The 25,931-nt window shown below is 65.6% G+C and carries 25 protein-coding genes and 1 pseudogene; 18 read left to right on the top strand and 8 right to left on the bottom strand.

What is annotated here, in order from left to right; translation table 11 throughout:
- The first annotated feature begins 40 nt into the window (after positions 1-40).
- Positions 41-1,099 carry an NAD(P)-dependent glycerol-1-phosphate dehydrogenase gene (locus CRO01_RS13395; RefSeq protein WP_097009644.1) on the top strand — a complete coding sequence of 353 codons (1,059 nt, stop codon included), beginning with the start codon at positions 41-43 and terminating at the stop codon, positions 1,097-1,099.
- Between the two features lie 19 nt (positions 1,100-1,118).
- Here CRO01_RS13395 and CRO01_RS13390 read toward each other — a convergent pair whose 3' ends face one another.
- From CRO01_RS13390 to CRO01_RS13380, 3 genes are read right to left on the bottom strand one after another with little or no spacing between them, the layout of a single operon-like run.
- The gene (locus tag CRO01_RS13390) at positions 1,119-1,805 is read right to left on the bottom strand and encodes a glutamine amidotransferase-related protein (RefSeq protein WP_097009643.1); all 687 of its coding nucleotides are present in this window, start codon (positions 1,803-1,805) and stop codon (positions 1,119-1,121) included.
- Positions 1,806-1,865: 60 nt separating this feature from the next.
- Positions 1,866-3,170: a histidine--tRNA ligase gene (gene hisS, locus CRO01_RS13385; RefSeq protein ID WP_097009642.1), complete on the bottom strand. Its 1,305-nt coding sequence runs from the start codon at positions 3,168-3,170 to the stop codon at positions 1,866-1,868.
- A 53-nt stretch (positions 3,171-3,223) separates the two neighbouring features.
- Positions 3,224-4,060 carry a hypothetical protein gene (locus tag CRO01_RS13380; protein WP_097009641.1) on the bottom strand — a complete coding sequence of 279 codons (837 nt, stop codon included), beginning with the start codon at positions 4,058-4,060 and terminating at the stop codon, positions 3,224-3,226.
- Between the two features lie 183 nt (positions 4,061-4,243).
- Here CRO01_RS13380 and CRO01_RS13375 point away from each other — a divergent pair, with 183 nt between their 5' ends.
- Both CRO01_RS13375 and CRO01_RS13370 read left to right on the top strand, forming a co-directional pair.
- Positions 4,244-4,705 (top strand): TRAM domain-containing protein, encoded by a 462-nt coding sequence (locus CRO01_RS13375; protein WP_097009640.1) that lies wholly within the window; start codon positions 4,244-4,246, stop codon positions 4,703-4,705.
- Positions 4,706-4,859: 154 nt separating this feature from the next.
- Positions 4,860-5,045: pseudogene (locus CRO01_RS13370) on the top strand (HVO_2922 family protein); the annotation flags it as partial.
- Position 5,046: 1 nt separating this feature from the next.
- On the opposite strand, the gene CRO01_RS13365 reads toward CRO01_RS13370, so the two are convergent.
- A complete protein-coding gene (locus CRO01_RS13365; protein WP_097009638.1) occupies positions 5,047-6,849 on the bottom strand; it encodes a heme-binding protein in 1,803 nt (600 codons plus the stop codon).
- Between the two features lie 145 nt (positions 6,850-6,994).
- On the opposite strand from CRO01_RS13365, the gene CRO01_RS13360 reads away from it, so the two are divergent.
- A complete protein-coding gene (locus tag CRO01_RS13360) occupies positions 6,995-7,528 on the top strand; it encodes a DUF5815 family protein (RefSeq protein ID WP_097009637.1) in 534 nt (177 codons plus the stop codon).
- A 190-nt stretch (positions 7,529-7,718) separates the two neighbouring features.
- Here CRO01_RS13360 and CRO01_RS13355 read toward each other — a convergent pair whose 3' ends face one another.
- On the bottom strand, positions 7,719-8,159 hold the full coding sequence (locus CRO01_RS13355) for a hypothetical protein (protein ID WP_218839194.1): 441 nt from the start codon (positions 8,157-8,159) through the stop codon (positions 7,719-7,721).
- Between the two features lie 186 nt (positions 8,160-8,345).
- On the opposite strand from CRO01_RS13355, the gene CRO01_RS13350 reads away from it, so the two are divergent.
- The 10 genes from CRO01_RS13350 (at position 8,346) to CRO01_RS13305 (ending at position 20,661) form a co-directional block, all read left to right on the top strand.
- Positions 8,346-8,558: a hypothetical protein gene (locus tag CRO01_RS13350; protein ID WP_097009636.1), complete on the top strand. Its 213-nt coding sequence runs from the start codon at positions 8,346-8,348 to the stop codon at positions 8,556-8,558.
- A 236-nt stretch (positions 8,559-8,794) separates the two neighbouring features.
- Positions 8,795-12,049 (top strand): carbamoyl-phosphate synthase large subunit, encoded by a 3,255-nt coding sequence (carB, locus tag CRO01_RS13345; RefSeq protein WP_097009635.1) that lies wholly within the window; start codon positions 8,795-8,797, stop codon positions 12,047-12,049.
- Positions 12,050-12,142: 93 nt separating this feature from the next.
- Complete coding sequence (locus CRO01_RS13340) at positions 12,143-12,565, top strand: hypothetical protein (protein ID WP_097009634.1); 423 nt, start codon at positions 12,143-12,145, stop codon at positions 12,563-12,565.
- A gap of 253 nt (positions 12,566-12,818) precedes the next feature.
- Positions 12,819-13,733, top strand: a complete 915-nt coding sequence (locus CRO01_RS13335) for a DUF4382 domain-containing protein (RefSeq protein ID WP_179747487.1) — start codon at positions 12,819-12,821, stop codon at positions 13,731-13,733.
- Positions 13,734-14,032: 299 nt separating this feature from the next.
- A complete protein-coding gene (locus tag CRO01_RS13330; protein WP_097009632.1) occupies positions 14,033-15,175 on the top strand; it encodes an ABC transporter substrate-binding protein in 1,143 nt (380 codons plus the stop codon).
- 157 nt (positions 15,176-15,332) lie between these two features.
- Positions 15,333-16,442, top strand: a complete 1,110-nt coding sequence (locus tag CRO01_RS13325; protein WP_097009631.1) for a FecCD family ABC transporter permease — start codon at positions 15,333-15,335, stop codon at positions 16,440-16,442.
- Complete coding sequence (locus tag CRO01_RS13320; RefSeq protein ID WP_097009630.1) at positions 16,442-17,299, top strand: ABC transporter ATP-binding protein; 858 nt, start codon at positions 16,442-16,444, stop codon at positions 17,297-17,299. Before CRO01_RS13325 ends, CRO01_RS13320 begins: the two co-directional genes overlap by 1 nt.
- Before the next feature lie 78 nt (positions 17,300-17,377).
- A complete protein-coding gene (locus CRO01_RS13315) occupies positions 17,378-18,487 on the top strand; it encodes an ABC transporter substrate-binding protein (protein ID WP_097009629.1) in 1,110 nt (369 codons plus the stop codon).
- A 138-nt stretch (positions 18,488-18,625) separates the two neighbouring features.
- The gene (locus tag CRO01_RS13310; RefSeq protein ID WP_097009628.1) at positions 18,626-19,735 is read left to right on the top strand and encodes an ABC transporter substrate-binding protein; all 1,110 of its coding nucleotides are present in this window, start codon (positions 18,626-18,628) and stop codon (positions 19,733-19,735) included.
- On the top strand, positions 19,732-20,661 hold the full coding sequence (locus CRO01_RS13305; protein ID WP_097009627.1) for an FAD-dependent oxidoreductase: 930 nt from the start codon (positions 19,732-19,734) through the stop codon (positions 20,659-20,661). The genes CRO01_RS13310 and CRO01_RS13305 overlap by 4 nt, the downstream gene beginning before the upstream one ends.
- 27 nt (positions 20,662-20,688) lie before the next feature.
- On the opposite strand, the gene CRO01_RS13300 is transcribed toward CRO01_RS13305, so the two are convergent.
- On the bottom strand, positions 20,689-21,114 hold the full coding sequence (locus CRO01_RS13300; RefSeq protein ID WP_097009626.1) for a CBS domain-containing protein: 426 nt from the start codon (positions 21,112-21,114) through the stop codon (positions 20,689-20,691).
- Between the two features lie 80 nt (positions 21,115-21,194).
- Positions 21,195-22,268, bottom strand: a complete 1,074-nt coding sequence (gene carA / locus CRO01_RS13295; RefSeq protein WP_097009625.1) for a glutamine-hydrolyzing carbamoyl-phosphate synthase small subunit — start codon at positions 22,266-22,268, stop codon at positions 21,195-21,197.
- A gap of 106 nt (positions 22,269-22,374) precedes the next feature.
- On the opposite strand from carA, the gene CRO01_RS13290 reads away from it, so the two are divergent.
- Positions 22,375-22,785 carry an Lrp/AsnC family transcriptional regulator gene (locus tag CRO01_RS13290; protein WP_097009624.1) on the top strand — a complete coding sequence of 137 codons (411 nt, stop codon included), beginning with the start codon at positions 22,375-22,377 and terminating at the stop codon, positions 22,783-22,785.
- 115 nt (positions 22,786-22,900) lie between these two features.
- On the top strand, positions 22,901-23,296 hold the full coding sequence (locus tag CRO01_RS13285) for a DUF5811 family protein (protein WP_097009623.1): 396 nt from the start codon (positions 22,901-22,903) through the stop codon (positions 23,294-23,296).
- 179 nt (positions 23,297-23,475) lie between these two features.
- Here the strand turns inward: CRO01_RS13285 and infB are convergent, their stop codons facing one another.
- Positions 23,476-25,281: a translation initiation factor IF-2 gene (gene infB, locus CRO01_RS13280; RefSeq protein ID WP_097009622.1), complete on the bottom strand. Its 1,806-nt coding sequence runs from the start codon at positions 25,279-25,281 to the stop codon at positions 23,476-23,478.
- A gap of 199 nt (positions 25,282-25,480) precedes the next feature.
- On the opposite strand from infB, the gene CRO01_RS13275 reads away from it, so the two are divergent.
- Both CRO01_RS13275 and CRO01_RS13270 read left to right on the top strand, forming a co-directional pair.
- Complete coding sequence (locus CRO01_RS13275; protein WP_097009621.1) at positions 25,481-25,792, top strand: 30S ribosomal protein S24e; 312 nt, start codon at positions 25,481-25,483, stop codon at positions 25,790-25,792.
- Position 25,793: 1 nt separating this feature from the next.
- Positions 25,794-25,928, top strand: a complete 135-nt coding sequence (locus CRO01_RS13270) for a 30S ribosomal protein S27ae (protein ID WP_097009620.1) — start codon at positions 25,794-25,796, stop codon at positions 25,926-25,928.
- Positions 25,929-25,931: the final 3 nt, after the last annotated feature.

The following is a 25,931-nucleotide window of genomic DNA, read 5'->3' as shown; positions in this document are numbered from 1 at the left end:
GCGGGGCAACCTTTTCACAGTCGGGTGTCTTCGCCCGAGTATGTTCGAGAAGTCCACCTGGATCCGCCTGCCGCGGAACGTGGTGGTGGGCCACGGGGTCATCGACCAGACGGTCGAGGCCGTCCGGGAGCTCCACCTGCAGGGGCAGCCGCTGATCGTCACCAGCCCGACGCCGCGGGAGATCGCCGCCGACCGGATCGTCGAGCAGTTCGCCGCCGAGGGCGTCGACCCCGAGATCGTCGAAGTCGAGGACGCGAGCTTCGAGGCGATCCAGCGCGTGATCGACACCGCCCGCGAGGTCGATCCGGGCTTTCTGATCGGCGTCGGCGGCGGGAAAGCCATCGACATCGCCAAGATGGCCAGCGACGACATTGGCCGCGGGTTCGTCTCGGTGCCGACGGCGGCGAGCCACGACGGGATCGTCAGCAACCGCGGGTCGGTCCCCGACGGCGGCACGCGCCACAGCGTCGCCGCCGAGCCGCCGCTGGCGGTCGTCGCCGATACCGAGATTCTGGCGAACGCGCCGTGGGAGCTGACGACCGCGGGCTGTGCCGACATCATCAGCAACTACACCGCAGTGATGGACTGGCGGCTCGCCGACCGACTCAAGAGCGTTCCCTACTCGGGCTACGGCGCCGCACTCTCGGAGATGACCGCCGAGATGCTGGTGAGCAACGCCGACTCGATCCGACCGGGCTTAGAGGAGTCGTCGTGGATCGTCGTCAAGGCGCTCGTGTCCTCGGGCGTCGCCATGTCGATCGCCGGCTCCTCGCGGCCCGCCTCGGGCGCCGAGCACCTCTTTTCGCACCAGCTCGACCGGATCGCGCCCGGCCGCGCGCTCCACGGCCATCAGGTCGGCGTCGGGTCGATCATGACCGCCTACCTCCACAGCGGCGAGGACGGCATCTGGACGGACATCCGATCGGCACTGGACAGCATCGACGCCCCGACGACCGCGGCGGAACTGGACCTAGAGCCCGAGGAGGTCGTCGAAGCGCTGTCGACCTGTCACGAGATTCGGGACCGCTACACGATCCTCGGTGACGGTATCGAAGAGGACGCGGCGCGCTCGGTCGCCGAAAAGACGGGCGTGATCTGAGCGCGGGAGTCCGGATTCTTCAGGCCGACGCCATCAGTCGATCCAGCACCGCGTACAGCCCCTCGCGGCACGCCTCGTAGGGTGCGTCGTCAGTCAGCAGTTCCGCCTCGGACTGCACGTACTCGCCGTCGCCCAGTTCGCCGGCGGCGTCGACGAGCGCGGCCAGACTCTCGGGCGTCGATTCGAGGTGAAACTGCAGCCCCAGCGAGTTCCCGACGACGAAGGCCTGCTGCTCGCAGGCGTCGGTCCGTGCCAGTTGCGTCGCGCCCTCGGGCAGGTCGTAGGTGTCGCCGTGCCAGTGCAGGGCGGTGAACGCCTCGCCCAGCGGCGCCAGCGGCGAGCCGGCCGCGGCGTCGGTCGCCTCGACCGGAAACCACCCGATCTCGGAGCGCTCGTGTGGGTACACCTCGGCGCCGAGCGCGGCGGCCAGCAGTTGGGCGCCGAGACAGACGCCGAGGATCGGCGTACCGTCGTCGTGGACGGTCCGAATCAGCTCGCGCTCGGCGTCGAGATGGGGATACTCGGCGTCGTCGTAGACGCCCATCGGCCCGCCCAGCACGACGAGCACATCGAACTCGTCTGGATCGGGCAGCGGCTCGTCGTCGTACAGCAGAGTTCCGGTCAGGTCGTGGCCGCGCTCGCGTGCCCAGTCGGCGATCGCCGCGGGCGGTTCGTAGGGGACGTGCTGGAGGTAGTGAACGCGCACGGCGGAACTGGGTCGAGCATCGGCATCAAGCGGCCGGTCGGTGCAAAAATCGCGGCGGCGTCAGGCGAAGTCGTCGTACGTCGGCCGGTCGTGCTCGCCCGGGAACGCGTCGACGGGCGCGGTGGTCTGGTCGCCGCTTTCCATGTCCTTGACCGTCACCTCGCCGTTTTCGAGGTCGCGCTCGCCGGCGATCACGACCGTCTCGGCGTTGATCGAGTCGGCGTAGTTCATCTGGGCGCCGAAGCTCCGGTCGGCCACGTCGGTCTCGACGACGTTGCCCGACGCGCGCAGATCGCGGGCGATCCGGGCGGCCACGTCGCGGGTGTCGCCGACTTGCAGGACGTAGTAATCTGTCGAGAGGGCTTCTTCGGGCCAGACACCGGCGCGCTGGAGGAGAAGCGAGAGCGTGGCGTCGCCGGGCGCGAAGCCGACGGCGGGGGTTGGCTGGCCGCCGAAGCTCTCGATGAGGTCGTCGTAGCGACCGCCGCCGAAGACCGCGCGGGAGACCTCGCCAGTGGAGTCGAAGCACTCGAAGACGACGCCGGTGTAGTAGTCCAGCCCGCGGGCGGTTTCGAGCGAGAGCGTGCAGTGCTCGCGGACGCCGAAGTCCTCGGCGGCGTCGAGGACGTTCTGCAGGTTCGTGACGGCGTCTTCGATGCGTTCGGTGCCCGCAAACTCGATCAGCTCGTCGAGGTTCGCCTCGTCCACGTCGAGCAACTCGTCGAAGCGCTCTGCCTGCTCGTAGCTCAGGCCGGCGCCGACGAGCAGGTCGTGGTACTCGGCTTGCTCGACTTTCGCGCTCTTGTCGACCGCCCGGATCGCCTCGCGCACGTCGATATCGCCGTCGAACGTCTCCAGCAGGCCGCCGAGGATGTCGCGGTGGGAGACGCGGAACTCGAAGTCCGATTGATCGAGTCCGAGATTGGTGAGCATGTCGCCGGCGACCGCGAGAATTTCGGCGTCGGCGTCGGGCTCGCTCGACCCGAAGATGTCGACGTTGGTCTGGTAGAACTCGCGGAACCGGCCCTGCTGGGGCTCCTCGTAGCGCCAGAACGGCCGCGTCGAGAACCACTTGATCGGCTTCGAGAGCTCCTGTTGCTTGGCGACGACCATCCGGGCGACCGTCGGCGTCAGTTCAGGCGTGAGCGCGACGTGGCGCCCGCCTTGGTCCTCGAAGCTGTACAGTTCCTCGACGATCTCCTCGCCGCTCTTGTCGATGTACATCTCGGCCGGTTCGAGCGTCGGCGTGTCGATCTCGCGGAAGCCGTACGCCCGGACGGTGTCCTCGACATCGTCGAAGACCTGCCGGCGGGCCTGCATCTCTGCGGGGTAGAAGTCCCGAAAGCCCTTGATGCGGTCGTACATACGAACGGGTTCGCCGAGGGGCCGCTTGAAACCTGCCTTTCGCGGCCCGGAGATCACGCGGTCGGACGCCGCTGTGGCCCCGCGAGATCCAGCACGAAGTCCATGACCGCGACGTTCAGCGTCAGTCCGAGCGGGCCGATCGCAGCAAGCCCGACCAGCAGGCCGACGGCGCCGGCGTTTGCGACGACGAGTGAGGCGGGAAAAGACAGGGCGAGCACGGCCAAGAGATACGTGAGCGTGAACCGAAAGTGCGGACCGCCAGCGGCCGCGAGTCGGTAGCTCCGGACCAGCCCCTCGCGCAGCGAACAGTCCCGTACGACGATCAGGTACGGCGTCGCCCAGAGCAGGAAGATCGCGGCCAGAAAGACGATTGCACCGGGGATGATCAGCGGCGGCGCGACGAGAAGCACGGGCACGGCGGCCAGAAACGCGGCGAGGCCGAGGAGATACAGCCCGACGATCGGGACGGCGTACCGGCGAACGTTGGCGACGAAGCCGTACTGTCCCGTCGTCAGGTACTCGTGGACGCTTCCGAGATAGCCCGCGGCGAGCATCCCCTCTACGAGGAAGCCGACGAACGCGAACCCGATCGCAGCGACGAGCGCGCTCCCGCCCCCGCCGGCGACCGCGAGCAGGTCGGTCGTTCCGGCTTCCCACTGGTAGGTCGTTCCACCCGTGACGCCGGCGTTCGGCGGGTCGACGACGGACCAGAGATCGACGATCGGGACGGGGATGCCGAACTTCAGTCCGACGTGGACGCCGTCGAACGCCAGCACGTTCCTGATCGCGTCGAAATCGAGCACGGACAGCACGACCGGGAGGGCTGCCAGCGGAACAAGGTCGCGGAGCGACGCGACGCCGGTTCCGAGGCGGTCGGAGAACTCGCTCATACGACGAGTGGTTGAATCCCTGTCATATTAACGTATCGTCCGGAGCGGAACCAACTGAAGCCGTTTCGGCGTCGGCATCACACACTGCCGATCGACGGAAGACAAATCACACTGCAACGCGGTCGCTTTGAGGCTTCCAACCCAGTCGCAAGCGTTTACTTGACCGGTCGAATACCCAAACGCATGGCTGACTGTCCACTGGCGGACGACTGCCCGAGCTTCAACGAGCGCATCGAAGGGATGGGATGCACCCACTACGGCGACCGGGGCGGCAAAGAGTGGTGTAACCACTACGGCCAGCCCATCAGCGATCTGAAAACCCAGCCCGTCAAGCCCAAAGAGGAGGTCGTCGTCGACGTGACCGACATCCACGAGAGCGGCGCCGGCGTCGGCCGTACCGACGACGGGTTCATCGTGCTGGTCGACGGCGTCCTGCCCGACGCCCGCGCTCGCGTCGAGATTACGAACGTCCACTCGAACCACGCCCGCGCCGAGGAGCTAGAGCGGCTCCCGATGGACGAGGACGCGGACGAAGAGGGCGACGACGCCGACGACGTCGAGGACGAGGCAGCCGACGCCGGCGAGGACGACAGCGCCACCGACCGCGAGCGCCTCGGAAGCCGGGACAACTTCTGGGGCTCGTAAGGGTCGCTCGCTCCGTCCCGCCAGACTGGACAGCCATCGCTTTGTTTTCCGTTGGACATCTCGTGCCCGAGCGTTCGGCTCGGCAACCGACCTGCCACTAATCCGATCGGCGCTCGTAGCCAACGCCATGGCAGAGCGCGATGCCGACGCCGAGGCGTCGAACGCGACTTTCGAGTTGTACCGCGACCGGGCCGACGAGTGGCGCTGGCGACTCGTCCACGACAACGGCAACGTGATCGCCGACTCCGGCGAGGGCTACACGTCGAAAGCGAACGCGAAGAAGGGCATTCGAAGCGTCAAGCGAAACGCCGCGGGAGCGACCGTCGAGGAGTTAGAGTAGCTCAGGCGAGGAAGACGTGTCGCGGACGGTCCGCGAGCACGTCCCGGCCCCAGTCGACGGTGTCGCTGAAGGCGTCGCTTCGGAAGAAGGCCATGCAGTCCTCGCGGGACTCCCAGCGGCTGGCGATGAACATGTCGTTTTCGTCCTCGCGGTTCGCGTAGAGGTCGGTCCGGACGTGGCCGTCCATGTCCGCGAGCAGGCCGCCGACGGTGTCGAACTTCTCGACGAAATCGTCGCGGTGGTCGGGTTTGACCGTGTAGAACATCCCCATCGTGCCGAAGCCGGACTCGCGATCGCCGGCCTGTCGGACGATCCCCGGCAGGTCGTCGAGATAGTCGCTGGCGGTGCCGGCGGCGCTTTCGGTCTCCCAGAGGCTGACGACCGCAGGGTCGGCGTCCTCCGGCGGTGCCTCGTACACCGAGGTGCCGAGGTGGGTGTCGTAGCGGTCGAAGCCGTCGCTCAGGCTCTCGACTTCCTCGGAAAGCTCCTCGGGATCGGCCTCGGAGTACAGCACGAGCGCGTACACGTCCTCGCCGTGCGGTTGGCCGGCGTAGATGCCACGGTCTTCGAGTTCCTCGCGGATGTCGGTGTCCTCGTCGCTGCCATGGGCGTGAGACGGAGCGCTTTCGCCACTGTCGTCGTTGGCGGCCGCGTCTCGTCCGTCGTCCGCGTCCTCGCCGTCGGCGTCGCCGCCGAGCGAGCCCTGATGGTAGTCAGAGACGCCCGGCAGCTCTTCGAGGAAGCCGGCGGCGGTGCCGGCGGCGCTGTCGGTCTCCCAGAGGCTGACGATGGCAGCGTCGTCCCCGTCCTCGTAGACTTCCGTCAGCAGGTGCGAGTCGTAGTGCTCGAAGTTCCCGCGCAGGCCGTCGACTTCCTCGCGGACGGTCTCGACATCGGCTTCGGAGTAGACGACCAGCCCGGACGACCCCGCGGGCGCGTCGGCGGCGTCGACGCCGAAGCGGTCGAGTTCGTCGAGCAGTTCCTCGTCGGCGCCAGCGGCGTCGTCGGTTCGCTCCTCGGTGGGAACCGGTTCGCCAGCGAGTAGCGCGTCCAAGTCGGCTGGCGGGAACCGGCGCCCCGAGACGAACGAGCCGAACTCGGCGTACTTCGAAGAGGAGGGGTCAAAGCGCATCTCGTAGAGCAGGTCCTTCACGTCGGTCGGATCGTCGGCGAAGAGGGTGACGCCCCACTCGAAGTCGTCCAGCCCGACGCTGCCGGAGATGATCTGGCTGACCTTGCCGGCGTAGTCCCGGCCGATGTCGCCGTGGCCGGACATCAGGTCGGCCCGATCCTCGAAGGACAGATCGTACCAGTTCTGCTCGGGCTGGCGGCGCTTGTCCATCGGGTAGAAGCTGACGAACTCGGCGTCTGGCAGGTCGGGATACAGCCGGGACTCGATGTAGTTCGTGATGCCCGGGTCGGCCTCCTGCTCGGGGTCGAAGTACGCCTCGGCGCCGGTGTAGCCCGACGCTTCGGTCACCGAGAGATAGGAGTTCGTGCGCTCGGTGAACTCGGCGAAGGCGGTCTGCTCGAACCGGCGCTCTAGGGTATCCAGCTCCCGAATCGTCGGGCGAAGGTGGAGGATCAGCAGGTCGGCCTCGTGGCCGAACACGCTGAAGACGGCCGAGGCGCCCGCATCGGCGTCGTCGAGATTCTCGGCAGCCTCCAAGAACTCGACGCCGTCGTCGATTGCCAGTTCGCGGTCGCGCTCGGACGCTCCGCGCCAAGCGTCCCAGTCGATCGTCCGCAGGTCGTGGAGGACGTACCAGCCCTCGTCGGTCTGTGGCGGCTCCCGTCGTTCCATGACCGGCGGTTGGGACGGTGCGGATAAGTGAGTTACCGTTTCGCGGTGACGCCGCGGGGGCCGCGGCGTCGCCACCGTCCGGCAAGCCGTTGCCGACCGACCGCAAGGCGGGGAGTTTATTCGGCCTGACCGACAACCCACGAGCATGGCAGAACCGCGCGTCCCGGGCGGAGCGAGCGACGAGCTGTCGCTACCCTGCGGTGAGTCAATTGACCCGCGGGCGCTGGATCTGGGAGTGCGGGAGTTCGATTGCGACTGCGGATCGAGCCACGCGGTCGTGATGGACGTGCACCCGCCCTCCCGATTCGTCCCCGAAGCGCTCGTCGAGATGCTGCGCGAGACCATCGAGACAGACGACGACTTCGACGAGTTCGGGACGCCCCACGTCATGGGCGTCGTGATGGAGGAGTTTCCCGAGAAGATCGAAAGCGCCGACAAGAGCGACGACGGCAACGTCGGCTACGGACTGCTCTGGGTCTCGGAGTTCGACTCGCGCCGACTCCACGAGATCGTCGTCGAGCTGATCGTCGAGTTGATGGAACACGCGATCAGCCACGCCGACAGCGATTCGGCAGCCTCGGAGTTCGAAGAGCAGATGCTGGAGTTCGACGTGGCCGAGTTCGTCGAGCAGTACCGGGCGCAGCGCGATTTCGAGAGCGAGCACGATACGGCCGCCTAGGCCGTGTGTGCGAGCCGAGAAATCGCGGGGCGAATCCCGTGAGACTGCGTCGAACGGGATGTCGGTGGACGCAGTTCACCGGAATTTCGAGAGCGAGCACGACACAGCCGCGTAGGAACGGCTAGCTGTGGCGAACACAGCAGTTGGATTTTTTGTCGGCATGATTTCCGCAGAGGTTTGCGTGACTGACTCAGGGATGTGCAGTAGCCGTGAAGCGCCGTTTGAGAACTGTGCCTACGCCGAGCAGTACGAACAGACACCCGCTGACGAGCACGAGATAGAGTCCCGTCTCAATCACATACCGGTCGACTGTCCGATAGGAGTTGAATGTGGCACCGCCCCACAGGAACAGAAGTCCCCCAGCACCGATGAGAATACCATCAGGTCGCCAATTCTTCCGCCGAGCCACGAAGACGGCCAATACGATCGAAATGGCAAGCAGTACACCAAGCACGTCGAACCCTTGAAAGCCGGTCTCTAACCCAGAGACCCATTCAGACGTGTAGTACAATTGTCCATCAGTAGTACCAACTGGCTGCTTGCGTACCCACGGAAGCCATGCGCCCACAACGGCCAGCATAGCACCCACGGCCGAGGCAAAGAGGTACGCAATGGAGGGTTTGCGTCCCATACAACAGATTCTCTATGCCGGCAGTAAGTATTTTTTCGGCACTGCCCAGTAAACTACCTCGAAAGGCTTCCCTTTCGCTGAAGACCGCAAACCATCATCAGTTGAGCCAAAAGAGCGCTTGACGCCGTCGCGTCGGACGCGCGCACGACGCAACTTTATCAGTCCCCGCGACGAAGCCAGACGCGTATGCACGCTCGGGGGGAGTACGAGCGCATCAGAGACGTAATCGAGGACGCCGAGGTCGACGAGCCGCTGACGGCGCGGGAGATACTGGTGCTGCTGAAAGAACGCGGCGAAGCGTTCGACAGCGCCCACCGGATTGCAACAGTGCTCGGCCGGCAGGCCGAACGCGGCGGCGTCGAGGTCCACCGCGGCCAGCCGTACCGCTACGAACTGTAACCCGCAGTGAGACGATCGTCGGTGACCGGCACGCGGAGCGGCTGCTGGAAGCCGAAAATGGGTGTATGAAATTCTCTATCACAGTACTGTGCCCGCTAACCCACTGTGCCGCGCGTACGGGCGCCTGCGTGCCGGACGCCGACGATCCCTGATGGGTACGAATTTCGAAACTCCATTTCGCTCTTCGTAATCCATCGCCGGGCTTATTACGATGTGCGGATTTTGAGTAGATAGAAATGACGAGCGACGGGACAAACACACCGGCGGAGGAAGACCGCAAGATCCTGCTCATCGGGAGCGGCCCAATCCAGATCGGGCAGGCAGCAGAGTTCGACTACTCGGGCGCTCAGGCCTGTCGTGCCCTGCAAGAGGAAGGCGCGGAGGTCGTGCTGGTCAACTCCAACCCGGCGACGATCATGACCGACCCGGAGATGGCCGATCAGGTGTACATCGAGCCGATCACAACCGAGGCGATCGGCGAGATCATCCGCAAGGAACAGCCCGACGGCGTCATCGCCGGTCTCGGGGGGCAGACCGGCCTGAACGTCACGGCCGAACTCGCCGAGGAGGGCGTCCTCGACGAACACGACGTCGAGATTATGGGGACGCCGCTGGACACTATCTACGCGACCGAGGACCGCGAGCTGTTCCGCCAGCGCATGGAAGAGCTCGACGAGCCCGTCGCCCAGTCGACGACGATCGAACTCGACGACGACGAGGCCGTCGCGGAGCTGACCGAGGACGACCTCGAAGAGCGCGTGCAGGACGCCGTCGACGAGGTCGGCGGCCTGCCCGTGATCGCGCGGACGACCTACACGCTCGGAGGATCGGGCTCTGGCGTCGTCGACGAGTTCGACGAGCTCGTCGAGCGCGTCCGCAAGGGGCTTCGCCTCTCGCGCAACAGCGAGGTGCTCATCACCGAGTCGATCGCCGGCTGGGTCGAACTGGAGTACGAAGTGATGCGGGACGCCGACAACTCCTGTATCATCATCTGCAACATGGAGAACATCGACCCGATGGGGATCCACACGGGCGAGTCCACCGTCGTCACGCCCTCGCAGGTCATCCCCGACGAGGGCCACCAAGAGATGCGCGACTCCGCGCTGAAGGTGATCCGCGACCTCGGCATCCAAGGCGGCTGTAACATCCAGTTCGCGTGGCGCGACGACGGCACGCCCGGTGGCGAGTACCGCGTCGTCGAGGTCAATCCGCGCGTCTCGCGCTCTTCGGCGCTGGCATCGAAGGCGACGGGCTACCCGATCGCCCGCGTCACCGCGAAGGTCGCACTCGGCAAGCGCCTCCACGAGATCGAAAACGAGATCACCGGCGAAACGACCGCCGCGTTCGAGCCCGCGATCGACTACGTCGTCACCAAGGTGCCCCGCTGGCCCAAAGACAAGTTCGACGACGTGGAGTTCGAGCTGAGCACCGCGATGAAATCCACGGGCGAAGCGATGGCAATCGGCCGGACCTTCGAGGAGTCTCTGCTGAAGGCACTGCGCTCCAGCGAGTACGAGCCCGAGCCTGACTGGGACGAACTCAGCGACGACGAACTCGAAACCGACTATCTGGAGCGCCCGACGCCGGACCGCCCCTACGCGATGTTCGAGGCGTTCGAGCGCGGCTACTCCGTCGAGGAGGTCGTCGACTTCACGAACATCTACGAGTGGTACGTCGAGCGCTACCAGAACGTCGCCGAGGCCGCAGAGGCCGCACAGGACGGCGAGTTCGACGGCGCCGCCGAGATCGGCTTCACCGACGGCCAGATCGCCGCCGGCGTCGAGGCCAGCGAGGCCTCCGAACTGCCCCGTGCGGACGGCGGCGACATCGACGCCGTCGAGGCGTCGACCCCCGATCGCTCGTTCAAGCAAGTCGACACCTGCGCCGGCGAGTTCCAAGCGACGACGCCGTACTACTACTCGGCGCGGCAGGCGGCCGCCAGCAAGGGCCAGAGCCGCCTCACCGACGAGGTCCAAGTCGATCAGGACGCCGAAAGCGTCGTCGTCGTCGGCGGCGGCCCGATCCGCATCGGGCAGGGCGTCGAGTTCGACTACTGTTCGGTCCACGCGGTCCGTGCGCTGCGCGAGGCCGGCATCGACGCGCACGTCGTCAACAACAACCCCGAGACGGTCTCGACCGACTACGACACCTCCGACGGGCTCTTTTTCGAGCCGATCACCGCCGAGGAGGTCGCCGACGTGATCGAGGCGACCGGCGCCGACGGCGTGATGGTGCAGTTCGGCGGCCAGACCTCCGTCAACATCGGCGAACCGCTCGAAGCCGAACTCGAACGCCGCGATCTCGACTGCGAGATCATGGGGACCACCGTCGAGGCGATGGACCTCGCGGAGGACCGCGACCGGTTCAACGAGCTGATGGACGAGCTGGGTATCGCCCAGCCCGAGGGCGGCACCGCCTTCAGCGAGGACGAAGCGCTCGAACTCGCTCACGACATCGGCTATCCCGTCCTCGTACGCCCCTCCTACGTGCTGGGTGGCCGCGCGATGGACGTGGTCTACGACGACGCCGAACTCGAAGAGTACATCGAGGAGGCCGTCCGCGTCGCGCCGGACAAGCCGATCCTCGTCGACGACTTCCTCGAAGATGCCGTCGAACTGGACGTTGACGCCGTCGCCGACGGCGACGACGTGCTCATCGGCGGCATCATGGAGCACGTCGAGACCGCGGGCGTCCACTCGGGCGACTCCGCCTGCATGATCCCGCCGCGCTCGCTGGGCCGCGACGTGAACCGCCGCGTCCGCGAGGTCGCCGAGGACATCGCCGACGCGCTCGACACCGTCGGCCTGCTGAACGTCCAGCTGGCCGTCAAGGACGGCGAGGTGTACGTGCTCGAAGCCAACCCGCGCTCCTCGCGTACGGTGCCGTTCATCTCGAAGGCCACCGGCGTCCCGATCGCCAAGCTCGCCGCCAAAGTGATGGCCGGCGAGTCGCTGGCCGACCTCGACGTCGAAGAGCAGGTTCCCGAACAGACCTCGATCAAGGAGGTCGTCCTGCCCTTCGACCGCCTGCCGGGATCTGACCCGCGCCTCGGCCCGGAGATGAAATCGACCGGCGAGGTCATGGGCACCGCCGACACGTTCGGCAAGGCCTACGACAAGGCCCAAGACTCGGTCGGCAAGCCGATCCCCGAGGACGGCACCGTCGTCGTCGACCTCTCGGCCGACGAGTTCCCCGACCCCGGCACCGAGGCCGGCGAGGATCTCGTGGAGGGCTTCTCGGAGTACTACGAACTCTGCGAGGCAGTCGACTTGGAAGACGCCGTCCAGCGCGGCGAGGTCGACCTGATCGTCTCGCGGGACCGCAACCTGCTCGAAACGGCCGTCGAAGAGGAAGTGACCTACTTCTCGACGCAGGCCTCCGCCGAGGCGGCGCTCGAAGCCCGCCAGCACAAAGACGAGCCGATCGACGTCGAGCCGGTCGACGAGCGCCCCAAACTGCAGGAAGACTGGGGCCAGCCCAAAGGCGAGTAAGTAACCAGCCGTAGCGATTGGGTAGCGCTTTTTTCGCGGTGGCGTCGTATCTGTCGCAACATATTTTTATGCGATGACGGGTCGAAACACCCCATGACGGAGCAAACCTCCACGCATCGTCGAACAGTTCTCGCCACCGGGGCGACACTCGCTGCTGCCGGCATAGCAGGTTGCACAGGCGTTCTCGGCGGTGACAGTGCCGACGGCGAAGTAACGGCAAACGAGTTCGGCGACGATATCGAAGTGCTGGACCACGGGATCGAGAACGCCAAGCTTGGCGGGACCAACTCGGTGAGGGTCAACGTGACGGTCACGAACAACACGAACGGGAAAACCACGGTGAGTGCGAGCGCGGACCTCTACGACGGCGATGACGTGCTGATTGCGCGGACGGGACCGTCAGGTTCGATCTCTGTCCGCCACGATCAAGACGTCGAACTCCACCCGTCTGCCCCGGGACGTGTCGGAGAAGTTGCTCGGTACGAGCTGCAACTTACCGACCCTTGGTCGAGTTGAGCGCTGGCCGATCCGGCAGCCACACGTTCCGGAACACGAGCCAGTCCGGGTAGTGCTCGGGTGCGCCCGCGGGGTGTCACCGAGCAACCGACCCAGTTACATCGCTGTTTCCCAGCTCAGCCCCAGCCGGCCGATACACCGACGTAAATCCCGTTGAATCCGGGACCAAAACCGAATGAACGGCGTTGAACTGTCGGTAATCCGGATTGACGAACTGGCAGCTATTAGACCGATCGACCACTGGACGTGGCTGATGACACGACACCGATCTGACGCCGACGGACGCTCCGACGAGCACAGCCTCCCGCGCCGTGCGGTGCTGGCGGCCGGCGGCGCAGCGGGCGCCACGCTGGTGGCCGGTTGTACCGGCATGACCGGGAACGCAGACGATGGCAACGAGACCGGTGCGTTCCAGTTGCTCGTGACGGACCTTCCCGCCGACATCGGCGACTTCGACTCGCTCGAGGTGACACTCGATAGAGCGCGCGTGTTCAAAGGCTCCGAAGACGGAAGCAGCGACGAGAGTGGCGACGAAGCGGGCGAGAACGATAGCGACGATGCGACGAACACGTCGGATGCCGAGGCGGCAAACGGGAGCGAAACGGAAAGCGGTGGGTCGGAGGACGACGGCGGCGACGGCGCCGACGCGGAGGGCAACGCACCCGAGAGCGGCGGCGGCGACCGCGCGTTCTTCTGGCTCGATCTGGAGGGCGAAACCGTCGACCTGACGCAGGTCGTCGGCGACAAAGCGGTGTCGGTATTCGAAGGCGAACTGGAGACCGGCACCTACTCCAAGGTCGAACTCCACGCGGCCGACATCGAGGGAATCGTCGACGGCGAGCAGGTCGACGTGAAACTGCCCAGCGGAAAGCTACAGATCGTCCACGAGTTCGAGGTGCAGTCCGACGAGTCCGTCGAGTTCGTGTTCGACATCCACGTCGTCAAGAAAGGCAACGGCGGCTACAACCTCCGACCCGTCGTCTCCGGTAGCGGCGTCAACGGCGCGGACGTCGACGTCGAGGAGATCGATCCGGAGAACAGCGAAGCGAGTTCCGGCGCCAACGAGAGTAGTACAGACGGCGGGGCAAACGAGAGCGACGCGGAAACCGGCGGTGACCAGAGCGGCTCGGGGACCGGTGGCGACCAGAGCGATACCAGCGAACAGTAGGGCCGCGATCCGGCACGAACCGGCGGCCATCGATACACCAGTCCCGTTTGCGGCTTCGATCCGACGGCGCTCTTTGTCGGTCGTGACGTACGGGCAACTATACGTGAGTAAAATATTCAAATCGGAGAGTAATACTGTGTAATCGAACGGATATGGATCCAGAGAGCCTATAAACTGGCCGGCGAGTCACGACGGTATGTGCCCTATCCACCATCGGACCGTCGATCGCACGCCGAGCAGACGAGGTGTCGGCGTCGCGCTTCCGTCGTCCCGGCGGGTCTACCGGGGGTGGTGACGCCGTGACGAACGAGCAGGGTCTGAGCCGGCGGGACCTCCTGCGCGCGAGTGCCGTCGTCTCCGTCGCTGGCGCGGTAGCCAGCGGGACCAGTTCGATCCAGCGCTCGCGGCCACCCAAGGACACGGAAACCGATCGTTCGGCCGCCTACGCGGTGTCGATGGAACCGGTCGGTACCGTCGAGTTCGACGCCGTTCCCGAGCAGTGGCTCGCCTATTCGCCGGGATACGCCGACATGGGCGTCGCGCTGGGCGTCGCCGACGGACTCGCGGCCGTCGGAGACCGCCAGCGATACCGGACCGACGTGTACGAGGAACTGCCCGGCGTCGGCTTCGAGGACCGCCCGGCGGCCCTCGACGGGAAAGCGGGTCAGATCGACCAAGGATCGTTCCGCGATATCGACGCCGACGTACATCTGATGGACCCGAACCGACTCGTCTACGAGTCGACGTTCGAGTTCAACGCCGCGGCCGCTCAGGAGATTGACGCCGAGGTCGGACCGTTCGTCGGAAACGCGATCGACAGCCGAAATCAGAGCTGGCACGGCTACCGGTACTACACGCTGTACGAAGCCTTCGAGAAGGTCGCGGTGGTGTTCCAACAGCAAGAGCGCTACGAGGCGTTCGCCGCGTTGCACGACGAGTGGCTCGCCGAACTGCAGGCCGAGATGCCGTCGGCCAGCGACCGCCCGGACGCCTTGCTCGTGCGCCCAGTGGGGAAAGACACGTTTGCGCCGTTGCGGATCGCCGACCGCGGGACGAGCACGAAACAGTGGCGCGACCTCGGCGTCGGCGACGCGCTCGCCGACGTAGGGGCCGACGAGCTACCGACCGGCGACGACGGCACGATCGGCTACCGGACGATCGAGCGCATCGATCCCGACGTGCTTCTCGTCCGGGGGACGGAGCGGTACTCCCGCGAAGAGTTCGTCGAGCGCGTCCTCGACACGATGCGATCCCACGAGGCCGGCCAGACGATCACTGCCGTCCAAGACGGCCGAGTGTTTCGGGGCGGGCCGAGCCACCAAGGGCCGATCACCAACCTGTTTGCGACCGAACGTGCCGTCCACGCGATCTATCCGGACGCCTTCGACGGGCCGCTGTTCGACCGCGGCCGCGTCGCCGATATCGTCACTGGCCAAACCTGAGGCGGCGCGCGTCCGCGGCGACGCCGACTGCGGGAGCGGTGTGACGACCTCGTCTAGCGTCCGGCCGGCGAAGGTGACGGTGAAGCGTCGGAGTCGTAGTCCAAGGTGAATCTGAATCGCAACATCTATCCATCCGTTTAGGGATACCTAAACTAAGATGGGCGAATCACAGACGACTACATCTCACTCTACTCCCGGCCGACACCAGCGCTGGTTCACACCGACGCTGGCGGTGTTTTGCTTCGCGTGTACCGCGATCACGGTGCTCGCGGGGCTCGTGCAGGTCACGTTCGGGACGTACACGATGACGGCACTGCAGGCGTGGTCCGCGGTGTTCGATCCGCGAGTCGTGTTCAACCTGAACGCGTGGAACGCCTTCTTGCTCGGCGGCGAACTACCCCAGATGAGCACCGAGAGCGTCGTCGTCTGGAACATTCGGCTGCCCCGCGTGTTCGTCGGGATTATCGCCGGCGCCGCGCTGGCGGTCTCTGGGGCGATCTTTCAGGCGGTGACGCGCAACGAGCTGGCCAGCCCCTTCATCCTCGGCGTGAGTTCGGGCGCCGGCTTCGCGGTGTTGCTGACGCTCGTGGTGTTCAGCGGGCTGGCCCCTTTCCTGCCGTTCTTCGCGGCGATCGGCGGCGCGGCGGCGTTCCTGCTCGTCTACGCCATCGCGTGGAAAGGCGGGACGAGCCCGGTTCGGCTCGTGCTCGCGGGCGTGATCGTCAACATGGTGTTTCAGTCGCTCCAGCGCGCGCTGATGTTTTTCGCCAACGATCTGGGCGTCGTCCAGACCGCGATCGCGTGGACGACGGGGTCGCTCACGGGCACCGGTTGGGAACAGGTCCGGATCGCGCTCCTGCCGACGGCGTTTGCGATCGTCGTCGCGCTGGCCGGCGCCCGGCAGTTGAACGTGCTGTTGCTGGGCGAGCAGACCGCCCAGTCGCTGGGAATGCGCGTCGAGCGCGTTCGGTTTTTCCTCTCGGGGATCGCCATCCTCGCGGCCAGCGCCGCCATCTCGGTGGCCGGCATCGTCGGCTTCTTCGGGCTGGTCGTGCCCCACATCGTCCGCAACGTCGTCGGCAGCGACTACCGACAGCTGATGGTCGGGTGCGTGTTCGCCGGCCCGGCGCTGATGGTCGCCGCGGACGTGGGCGCGCGCCTCGCGCTGGCGCCGACGCAGATGCCCGTCGGCGTCGTCACGGGGCTGATCGGCGGCCCCTACTTCCTGTATCTGATGCGGAAACAGCAATCCATGGGTGAGCTCTGATGGGACGCGCAAACGTCGACGAGGCCGACGATCGCATCACCGACGGCGACGGCACCGTCGTCGACAGCGCGCTCGTCGGGGACGATCTGGAGTTGAGCTATCCGACCAGCGACGGCACCGTCGTCGACTGCGCGCGCCTCGACATTCCCGAGGGCGAGGTGACGGCGCTGGTCGGCCCGAACGGGAGCGGCAAGAGCACGCTGTTGAAGGCGCTGTCGGACCGGCTCGACCCCGACGAGGGCGTAGTCCGCATCCGCGGCCAAGACCTCGACTCGTTCGACAAGAAGGAACTGGCCCGAGAGCTGGGCGTGCTTTCCCAAGAGAACGACTCGCTCGACAGCATCACCGTCGAGGATCTGACCTACCACGGGCGCTATCCCCACCGGGGCTTTTTCGACAGCGTCACCGAGGATGACCGCGAGGCCGTCGAGCGAGCGCTCGATCTGGCGGGGGTCGAACACCTGCGCGACGCCGAACTCGGGCAGTTGAGCGGCGGCCAGAAGCAACTCGCGTGGATTGCGATGGTGCTCGCACAGGACACCGACGTGCTGTTGCTCGACGAGCCGACGACGTTTCTGGACCTGTATCACCAGTTTCGGGTGCTCGAAACCGTTCGCCAGCTCAACGAGCGCAAGGACGTTACCGTGGCGGTCGTGCTCCACGACATCGCCCAAGCCGCCCGGTTCGCCGACTATCTCGTGGCGATGTGCGACGGCGAACTGTACGACTGGGGGCCGCCCGAAGACGTCGTGACCGAGCAACTGCTCGCGGACGTCTTCGGCGTCGAGGCGACCGTCGAACACGAGCCCGAGCTACAGGTTCTCCCCCACCGGGCGCTGCCGGACGGTCACCGGTAATCCGGTTTCTTTCGTCTAGTTTTTAGGCCGACCAAAATAACAGAACCCTTTTATTATTTTAGGATCGCCTAAAAGACGATGACCGACTCGTTCACTGCGAACCGACGAAACGTACTCAAGACGATGGGCGCCGTCGCCGGTGCTGGGGCAGTGGCCGGCTGTACGACCTACGGCGACTCGAACGACGATACGGAGGGCGCGTACTCCGTGACGATGGAACCAGTCGGCACTGTCGAGTTCGACGAGGTGCCAGAGACGTGGTACGCGAACAACGGAAGCTGGGCGGACATGGGAATCGCGCTCGGCCAGCAGCCGCCGGAAGGCGTCTGGCTGCCCTCACGGTACCACACGCAGTACTACGACGAGATCCCCGGCGTGAGCGTCGACAAGAGCGACATGACGGCGCTGTATCAGGACGGCGTCAGCGAAGAGCAGTTCTACGACCCTAAGGCCGACGTGAACGTCATCGACCCCAACTTCCTGATGAACCGGTTCAAGGGCTGGTCACAGGAGAAGATCGACCGCGTTGCAAACCAGTCCGGACCCTTCTTCGGCAACAGCATCTTCTCGACGGGCTACGACTGGCACGAGGACTACCCCTACCTGTCGCTGTACGAGGCGTTCGGCAAGCTCGCCGAGCTGTTCCAACAGCAAGAGCGCTACGACGCCTTCGTCGACCTCCACGAGCAGTTCCAGTCCAACGTCGAGGAAATCGTGCCCAGCGAGAGCGAGCGACCGTCCGTGGCGATCATGTGGGCGGGCGCAGCCGACGCCACGTCGTTCTCGCCGTACCTGATCGGCGAGGGGACGAGCTTCAAGCAGTGGCGAGATCTGGGCGTGCGCGACGCCTTCGACGAAACCAGCGTCCGCGACTTCCACGACAACCGCGGGAGCGTCGACTACGAAACGCTGCTGGAGATCGACCCGGACGTACTCTTGTTCCGCGGTCACGAGAACCAGACGCGTGAGGAGTTCCAAAACGGGCTCGTCGCCCAGATGGAGAGCGACGACACCGCCCAGAAACTGACCGCCGTCCAGAACGGCGATGTCTACCGCGGCGGGCCGCTGTATCAGGGTCCGATCACGAACCTCGTGGTGACCGAGCGCGCCGCCGAGCAGGTCTACGGCGTCGAAGCGTCGCTGTTCGACGCCGAGCGGGTCGCCGAGATCGTCGACGGCGACCTCTAAGCCGAAGACTGCGGTCCGGCGCTGTTCGCCCTCGGAGAACAGGCGTTAGCTGTCGCCACAGATCCTGTACGGGCACTTTTTCGTCCAGCAAGACGGGGACATCGGAACTGTTTTAAATTTTTAGGTTGACCTAAAAGCATGGATAAGTGCCCCGCTACGACGAGACGAAACGTACTGACGACCGCCGCGGCCGCCGCAGTCGGCGGGATGGCTGGCTGTACGACCTACGGCGGTACGACTGACGGCGATACGGACGGCACGTACTCGGCGACGATCGAACCGGTCGGCACCGTCGAGTTCGAAGAGGTGCCGGAGACGTGGTTCCCTTACACTGGCGATTACGCTGACATGGGCGTCGCCCTCGGACAGGCCGACGGCCTCGCCGCGATCGGCATCCGACAGCGGTTCGGCTCGCACCACTACGACGAGCTCCCCGGTGTCTCGGTCGACAAGAGCGAGCTTACCCAGCTCTGGCAGGACGGCACCGATCAGGAAGTGTTCTACCAGATCGAAGCCGACGTGCACCTGATCGATCCGAACTTCATGATCAACCGGCTGCAGTGGTCCCAGAGCGACGTGGACGAGATCGAATCCGGCGTCGGACCGTTTTTCGGCAACACGATCTTCTCGGGGAGCTACCCGTGGCACGACTACCAGCGATACACGCTGTACGAAGCCTTCGAGAAGGTCGCGGAAGTGTTCCAAGAACAGGAGCGCTACGAGGCGTTCGCACAGCTACACGACGAGTTTCTCTCGACGATCCAGCCGCGGCTTCCCGACGAGACGCCGAGCGTCGCGGTGCTGTTCCCGAAGTCGGTCCCACCGGAGGCGTTCTACCCCTACGTTATCAACGAGGGCACCCAGTCCAAGCACTGGAACGACCTGAACGTCGAGCGCGCGCTGGCCGAAAGCGAGGTTGCCGACTTTCACGCGAGCCGCGGGACGATCGACTACGAGACGCTGCTGGAAGTCGACCCGGACGTGATCGCCATTCGCCAGCAGGGCCGCGTCACCGAGGAGCAATTCCACGAGGATTTCGTCTCGCACATGCGTAATCACGACACCGCGAGCGAGTTGCGGGCGGTCCAGAACGACCGCGTCATCTACGGCGGCATGACCTATCAGGGCCCGATTATCAACCTGTTCCAGACCGAGCGAGCCGCACAGGATCTCTATCCCGACGAGTTCGGCGGCGAAACACTGTTCGACCGCGAGCGCGTGGCCGACATCGTGAACGGAAATCTATGAGCCGGGGCGACGCCGACATCGACGCGAAACGAGAGGTCGTGATCGTCGGCGGCGGACCGGCCGGCTGTGGCGCCGGCGTGTTCGCCGCCCGGTACGGCCTCGATACCGTGGTGTTCGACCGCGGGAAGGCGGCACTGCCGCGGTGTGCGTACCTCGAAAACTACCCGGGCTTTCCCGGCGGCATCGACATCGAGACGTTCCGGGGCCTGTTGCACACCCACGTCGAGGAGGTAGGCGGGGAGCTTCGCCCGGAACTGGTCGAGTCCGTCGAACGCGCCGGGAGTGACCGGTTCGTCGTCGAGACCGACGAAGGACGCCGCGTCGAGACCGAGTACGTGATCGCGGCGGCGTGGTACGACGGCTCGTACCTCCGGGGGCTCGACGAGCCGACGATGTTCGAAGAGCACGAGCACCACGGCGAGGTCGAAGAACAGTTCGATCCCGACTACGCCGACGAGGACGGCCGGACGCCGATCGAGGGACTGTACGTCGCCTCGCCGGCGGGACATCGAAGCGCGCAGGCGGTCGTCGCCGCCGGCAACGGCGCCCACGTCGCGCGCTGCCTGCTCGAAGACCACCGCCTCGCACAGGGGTATCCCGAGGGCGTCGCGCCGGAGTACGACTGGCTCCGGCAGGACGCCGAGTTCACCGGCGAGTGGGCCGATCGGGACCGCTGGCGCGAGTGGTTCGAGAACGAGGCCGGCGACGACCACGGTCTCGACGACGACCGACTCGAAGAGCTGCGGGAAACCTACATCGACCGGGCGTTCGAGACGCGACTGACCGACGCCGAGATCGAGGCGCGATCGGACAGCGGCGTCGAGCGACTGGTCGAGGAACTCGGGGCCGAGCGCGTGCTCGACGCCGTCGACGACGCTACGATCCGCGAGTACGCGAGCGAAACGGTCGAGAGCGACGCCGAGTGAAATCTAGGCGCCGCGTCGTGCCGTCGGTCAGGGGCTGTACTCCGGAGACTGCGCTTCGATCGTATCGGCCACGTCGTCGAGTTGTTCGCCGATCGTCGAGACGAGGTCGTCGAGCGTCACGATGCCGGTCAGATCGCCGCTGTCGTCGACGACCGGGAACCGGCGCACGTTGTGCTCGTCGATCCTCCGGGCGATCTCGATCACTTCCGCGTCCTCGGAGATCGTCGCCGGGTCTGCCGTCATCACTGCCTCGACGGGGGCCGACGCCACGTCGTCGTGCGCGTGGATCGCAAGCGCGGCGTCGCGGTCGGTGACGATGCCGATCGGAGCGCCGTCCTCGGTGACGACCGCAGAGCCGACGCCGGCCGAGTCGAGGGTTTCGGTCAGTTCTCGCAGTGGTGCGTCCTGACCGATCGTTACCACCTCTCTGGGACCGAGGTTGCCGACAGGCATAGTGCAGGTGGGCCTACCACGAACCCGGTGTTGAATGTAGGGGCAGAACGGAGACGAAAGGGTCGGAAGCCAGCGCGTGCTCAGTCGTCGGCCGGGACGGCCGTCTGGCTCGAATCGGTCATGCCGAGCACGTCGTCGAAGAAGTCGAGCGAGTCGTTCGGGCCGGGGTTGGCCTCGGGGTGGTACTGGCGCGTGATGATGTCGAGTTCGTCGTTTTCGAGGCCTTCGGGCGTGTCGTCGTTGACGTTGAACTGCGTGACGTTCAGCTTCTCGCCGGGTTCGTCGACGGTGTAACCGTGGTTCTGGGTCGTCATGACGACCTGCTTCGTCCGGGTGTCCATGACGGGCTGGTTGACGCCGCGGTGACCGAAGTCCATCTTGGCGGTCGTGCCGCCCAGCGCCTCGGCGACGATCTGCTGGCCGAGACAGATGCCTGCGAGGGGAACCTCGCCGACGTAGTGGTCGACCAGCTCGATCGTCGGCTCGAAGTTGGCGGGGTCGCCGGGGCCGTTGGAGATGAAGAGCACGTCGGTGTCGTAGGATTCGACATCCTCGACGGTGGCGTCGTAGGGAAGCACGTCGACATCAGCGCCGCGGGCGTTGAGCGAGTCGACGATCGAGCCCTTCGCGCCACAATCGATCAGCGTGACCGAGGCGTCGACGCCGCCGTCGCCCTCGTGGTGTTCGTGCTCGTCGACGCTGACCTGCTCGCCGATCTCGGTGTGCTCGCTCATGCCCTTACAGGCGTCGAGTTCGTCGAGCGCGTCCTGCTCGGTGACGTCCTCGCCGACGGCGATACCACACTTCATCGCGCCGCCCTCTCGGATGTCGGTCACGAGGTCGCGGGTGTCGAGGTGGTCAACTGCGGGCGTATCCTCCTCGTCGAGCCACTCGACGACCTCGTCGGTGAGTTCGCGGGCGACGACGGCGTTGGGGTGGACGCGCTCGGACTCGAAGCGCTCTTCCCGGACGCCGTAGTTGCCGATCAGCGGGTAGGAAAAGGTCAGGACCTGCTCCTCGTAGGAGGGGTCGGTGAGGCTCTCCTCGTATCCCGTATACGCTGTTGTGAAAACTAGCTCGCCGCGTGTGCTACCGGAGACACGGCCGCGTGCTTCGACCACGTGGCCGCCCTCGAGCGCTACGTAGGCTTCCATCGTTACGATATGCGTATGTACTTCCGCTGCATAAAGCTTGCTTTCGAAGCGAAGTTACGAATTTCGTAACGAGTAAGTAGCCCCCGCGCGTACCGACGGCTATCCAATGGACGACCTCGACCGAGAGATCCTCGACGTGTTGCGGCGTGACGCCCGAACGCCGTACACCGAGATCGCCGAGCAGGTCGGCACCTCCGAGGGAACGGTGCGGAACCGCGTCGATCGAATGACCGACGAGGGCGTCATCGACCGCTTTACCGTCTCGACGCGCACGGGCAACGTCAAGGCGATGCTGGAAGTCAGCGTAGCCGTCGACGTCGACACGACGGCGGTTTCCGAGCGGATGGCCGAGTGGCAGTTGGTCGATTTCGTCTGGCAGGTCAGCGGCGAGGAAGACGTCGTGCTGGTCGTCGACGCCGCCGACACGCAGGCGCTCAACGAACTCATCACTAGAGCCCGCGAACTCGAAGACGTCGTGAGCACGAAGACCCGACTCATTCTCGACGAACAGCGCTGACGACCGCGGAGCCTGAACGCGACGGCCTGACGAGCGTGTCGCACGGTCGTGGCCGAAACGGTCGTGGCCCGAATCTTTTTACACTGCGATTCCCTACGGAGGGTGAGAACTGTTCATGAACGGAAATACGCCGTACGCAGGGTCTCCCGGCATCACGCAGGCCGGCAAGCGCGCCGCCGCCGACCTGCCCGAACTCACTGGCGAGCAAAAGCGCGCGCTCCGCCGGGACGTGTCGCAGATCGCCGCCCGGACCCGGGAGTACCTGCCCGACGAGTACGTCGTCGACGCCGACGTAAGTCAGGCCGCCGGCGGCCCTCGCGCAACCGTCGCCGTCCAGCCGCCGGTCGGCCATCCCGTCAGCGCCGGCTTCTCGCCCGAGAGCGAGGATCTCGAGTCCGAGTCCGTGATCGACGACGAAGACCGCAGCGAGGTCGCCCGCGGACTCGCCGCCAGCGCCGCCTTGCAGGTCAAACAGGCCGTGCAGAACGACGTGACGCCGACAGCGCGGTAGGGATCGGAGATTCGATTTTCACGGACGATAACTGACGCCGAGCTATGGCGTCGGGGTGTCTGGACGCCGAGCGGCGGCATCGCGCTACGATTGTACGTCAAGCATCGGCGTCCTGACGCCGTCGAGTGGCGCCGCTCCGAGTGGAAAAGCAGCCGCGAGAACAACGTCCGACTCGTCGTTTATTTCCCCCAGAACGGGTCACGACGCCGATGCTTGTCCAGATACATCTGGAGCGCGTCGCGCTCGTCCGGCGGGATGTCGTCGACGAGTTCCTGTTCGAGGATCTTGGCGTGTTTCTCGTGGAGTTCGGTCCAGAGTTCGTCGCCCTCCTCGATCTGGCGGCCCACCGTGGGGCCGTCGATGGCGATGCTGACGCGGTCGCCCTTGCGGGCCTCGTCCACGTCGTCGCCCTCCTTTTGGATGCCCTTGAGCTGGCCGATGCGCTCGGGCTCCTTGCCGTCGAAGGCGACGACGTTCGTGTTGTTCTGGAGCGTGCCCGAGAGGATTTCGACGCCGACGACCGCCGGGTCGTTCTGGCGGAACGTGTGATCGGGGAGGATCTGGAACCGGCTGGGACGGGTGATGTTCTCCAAGACGGCCTCCTGTTGGGCCTGCTCGCGCTCCTCGACGAACTCCTCGTACTCCTCGATGAGTCGGTAGATAACGTCGCTCTGGAAGATCCGCACGTCGTCGGCTTCGGCCTGCTGGCGGGCGTCAGAGAGTACGTCGACGTTGAAGGCGAGGATGGCCTCGTGCATCGGGTCCTCGGCGGTACCGGCGACCGAGATGTCCCGCGGCGCCACGTCGCCGACTTCCGCGCGCACGATGGGAATTTCGGCCTCGCCCAAGGCGTTTGCCATCGCTTCGAGGCTGCCGAGCGTGTCGGCCTTGACGACGAGGCCCTGCTCTTCGGCGTCGACCGCGATGTCGGCCAGTTCGTCTTGCACTTCCGCGACGACCTCGTCGATCTCGCGGTCCCGGACGACGCGGACGGGTGCGCCCGCCATCGCGCGATCGAGTTCCGGCGCGGCGATCTTGATGCCCGATGCCGCTTTGAGTTGGTCGACCTTCTCGAAGCGGCTCTCGGTGCGGATCTCCGCGAGCGGTCGGGGTTTCAACAGCGCGCGCACGTCAGTGACGATCGGCTCGCCGGAGCTCCCGACGACGATCGTGTCGTCTTCCCGGACGACGCCGTCGTACAGCACCACGTCGATGGTTGTCCCGAAGCCTTTCTCCTCTTTGACTTCGAGGACCGTGCCGACACCCGGCCCGGCCACGTCGATGGCCATCTCCTCTTTCATGTAGCGCTGGGAGAGGCCCATCATCACCGTCAGCAGGTCGGGGACGCCCTCACCGGTCATCGCCGACACCGGGACGACGCCGACGTTGTTCTGGAAGTCCTGCACGCGCCAGTACATGTCCGCCGAGAAGCCCTTATCGGAAAGTTGGCCGATGATCTCGTAGAGACGCTCGTCGACATCCCCGCGCACGCGGTCGCTTTGGCGATCCAGCGACTGCTTGATCGGCGCGTTTTCCTCGGGGTTCCAGCCGGGCACCGTGTCGACCTTGTTCGCGGCGACGATAAACGGCGTCTGGGACTGAGCGAGGATCTCGATGGCCTCCTCGGTCTGGGGCTGGAAGCCGTCGTTGACGTCGACGACGAGGATGGCGATGTCCGCGAGCGCCCCGCCGCGCGAGCGCAGCGTGGTAAACGAGTGGTGTCCGGGCGTGTCGATAAAGAGCAGGCCGGGCAGGTCGAAGTCGTCTGGATCGACCAGACCGCCTGCGATCTGAGAGATCACGTCCAGCGGGACGGCGGTAGCGCCGATGTGCTGGGTGATCGCGCCGGCTTCGCCCTCGATGACGGCCGAGCCGCGCACTTTGTCGAGCAGGCTGGTCTTGCCGTGGTCGACGTGTCCGAGGACGGCGACGATCGGCGTTCGTAGGGAGGCTGCCGTGGATTCGGGAGGTTCGGTGTCCGACATAGTGACCACCAGAGAAGGTTCTTATCTGAACGTTTGCGGCGCAGCATTTAGTTCCATCGTGTCCCGCCCGGCCGCGTCAGGCGGTGACGCGGACCGAGAGGCCGAAAGCGGCCGGTCACGGCGGTCGATCGAACCGCTGGGGCTCCGTTCGAAATCCTTTTACGCGCTTCGGGAGCAAAATAGAGACAACTGAGTACACATGGACGTCGAAATCATCGACGAAGACGAGAACCCGATGTTGCACAGAACCGACGTGACGTTCCAGATCACCCACGACGAAGCCACGCCCGAGCGTCTCTCGGTCCGAGACAGCTTGGCCGCGAAGCTCAACAAGGACGCCGGCGAGGTCGTCGTCCGCAGCCTCGACACGAAGTTCGGGATGCGCAAGACGATCGGCAGCGCCAAGGTCTACGAGAGCTCCGACCACGCCAAGGACGTCGAGCAGGACCACATGCTCGAGCGCAACAAGATCACGGCCGAGGGCGAGGCCGAGGAAGCGGAGGAGGCCTAAGATGCCCCGACACGAACTCTACGACGACGACGGCACGACCGACCGCGAGCAGTGCCCCCGCTGTGGCGACTCGTTCCTCGCGGACCACGGTGACCGCCTGCACTGCGGCAAGTGCGGGTACACCGAGTGGGAGTAGCGC

This window comes from Natronoarchaeum philippinense (genome assembly GCF_900215575.1).
GTDB classification, from domain to species: domain Archaea; phylum Halobacteriota; class Halobacteria; order Halobacteriales; family Natronoarchaeaceae; genus Natronoarchaeum; species Natronoarchaeum philippinense.
This window is presented reverse-complemented; position numbering and strand designations above follow the sequence as displayed.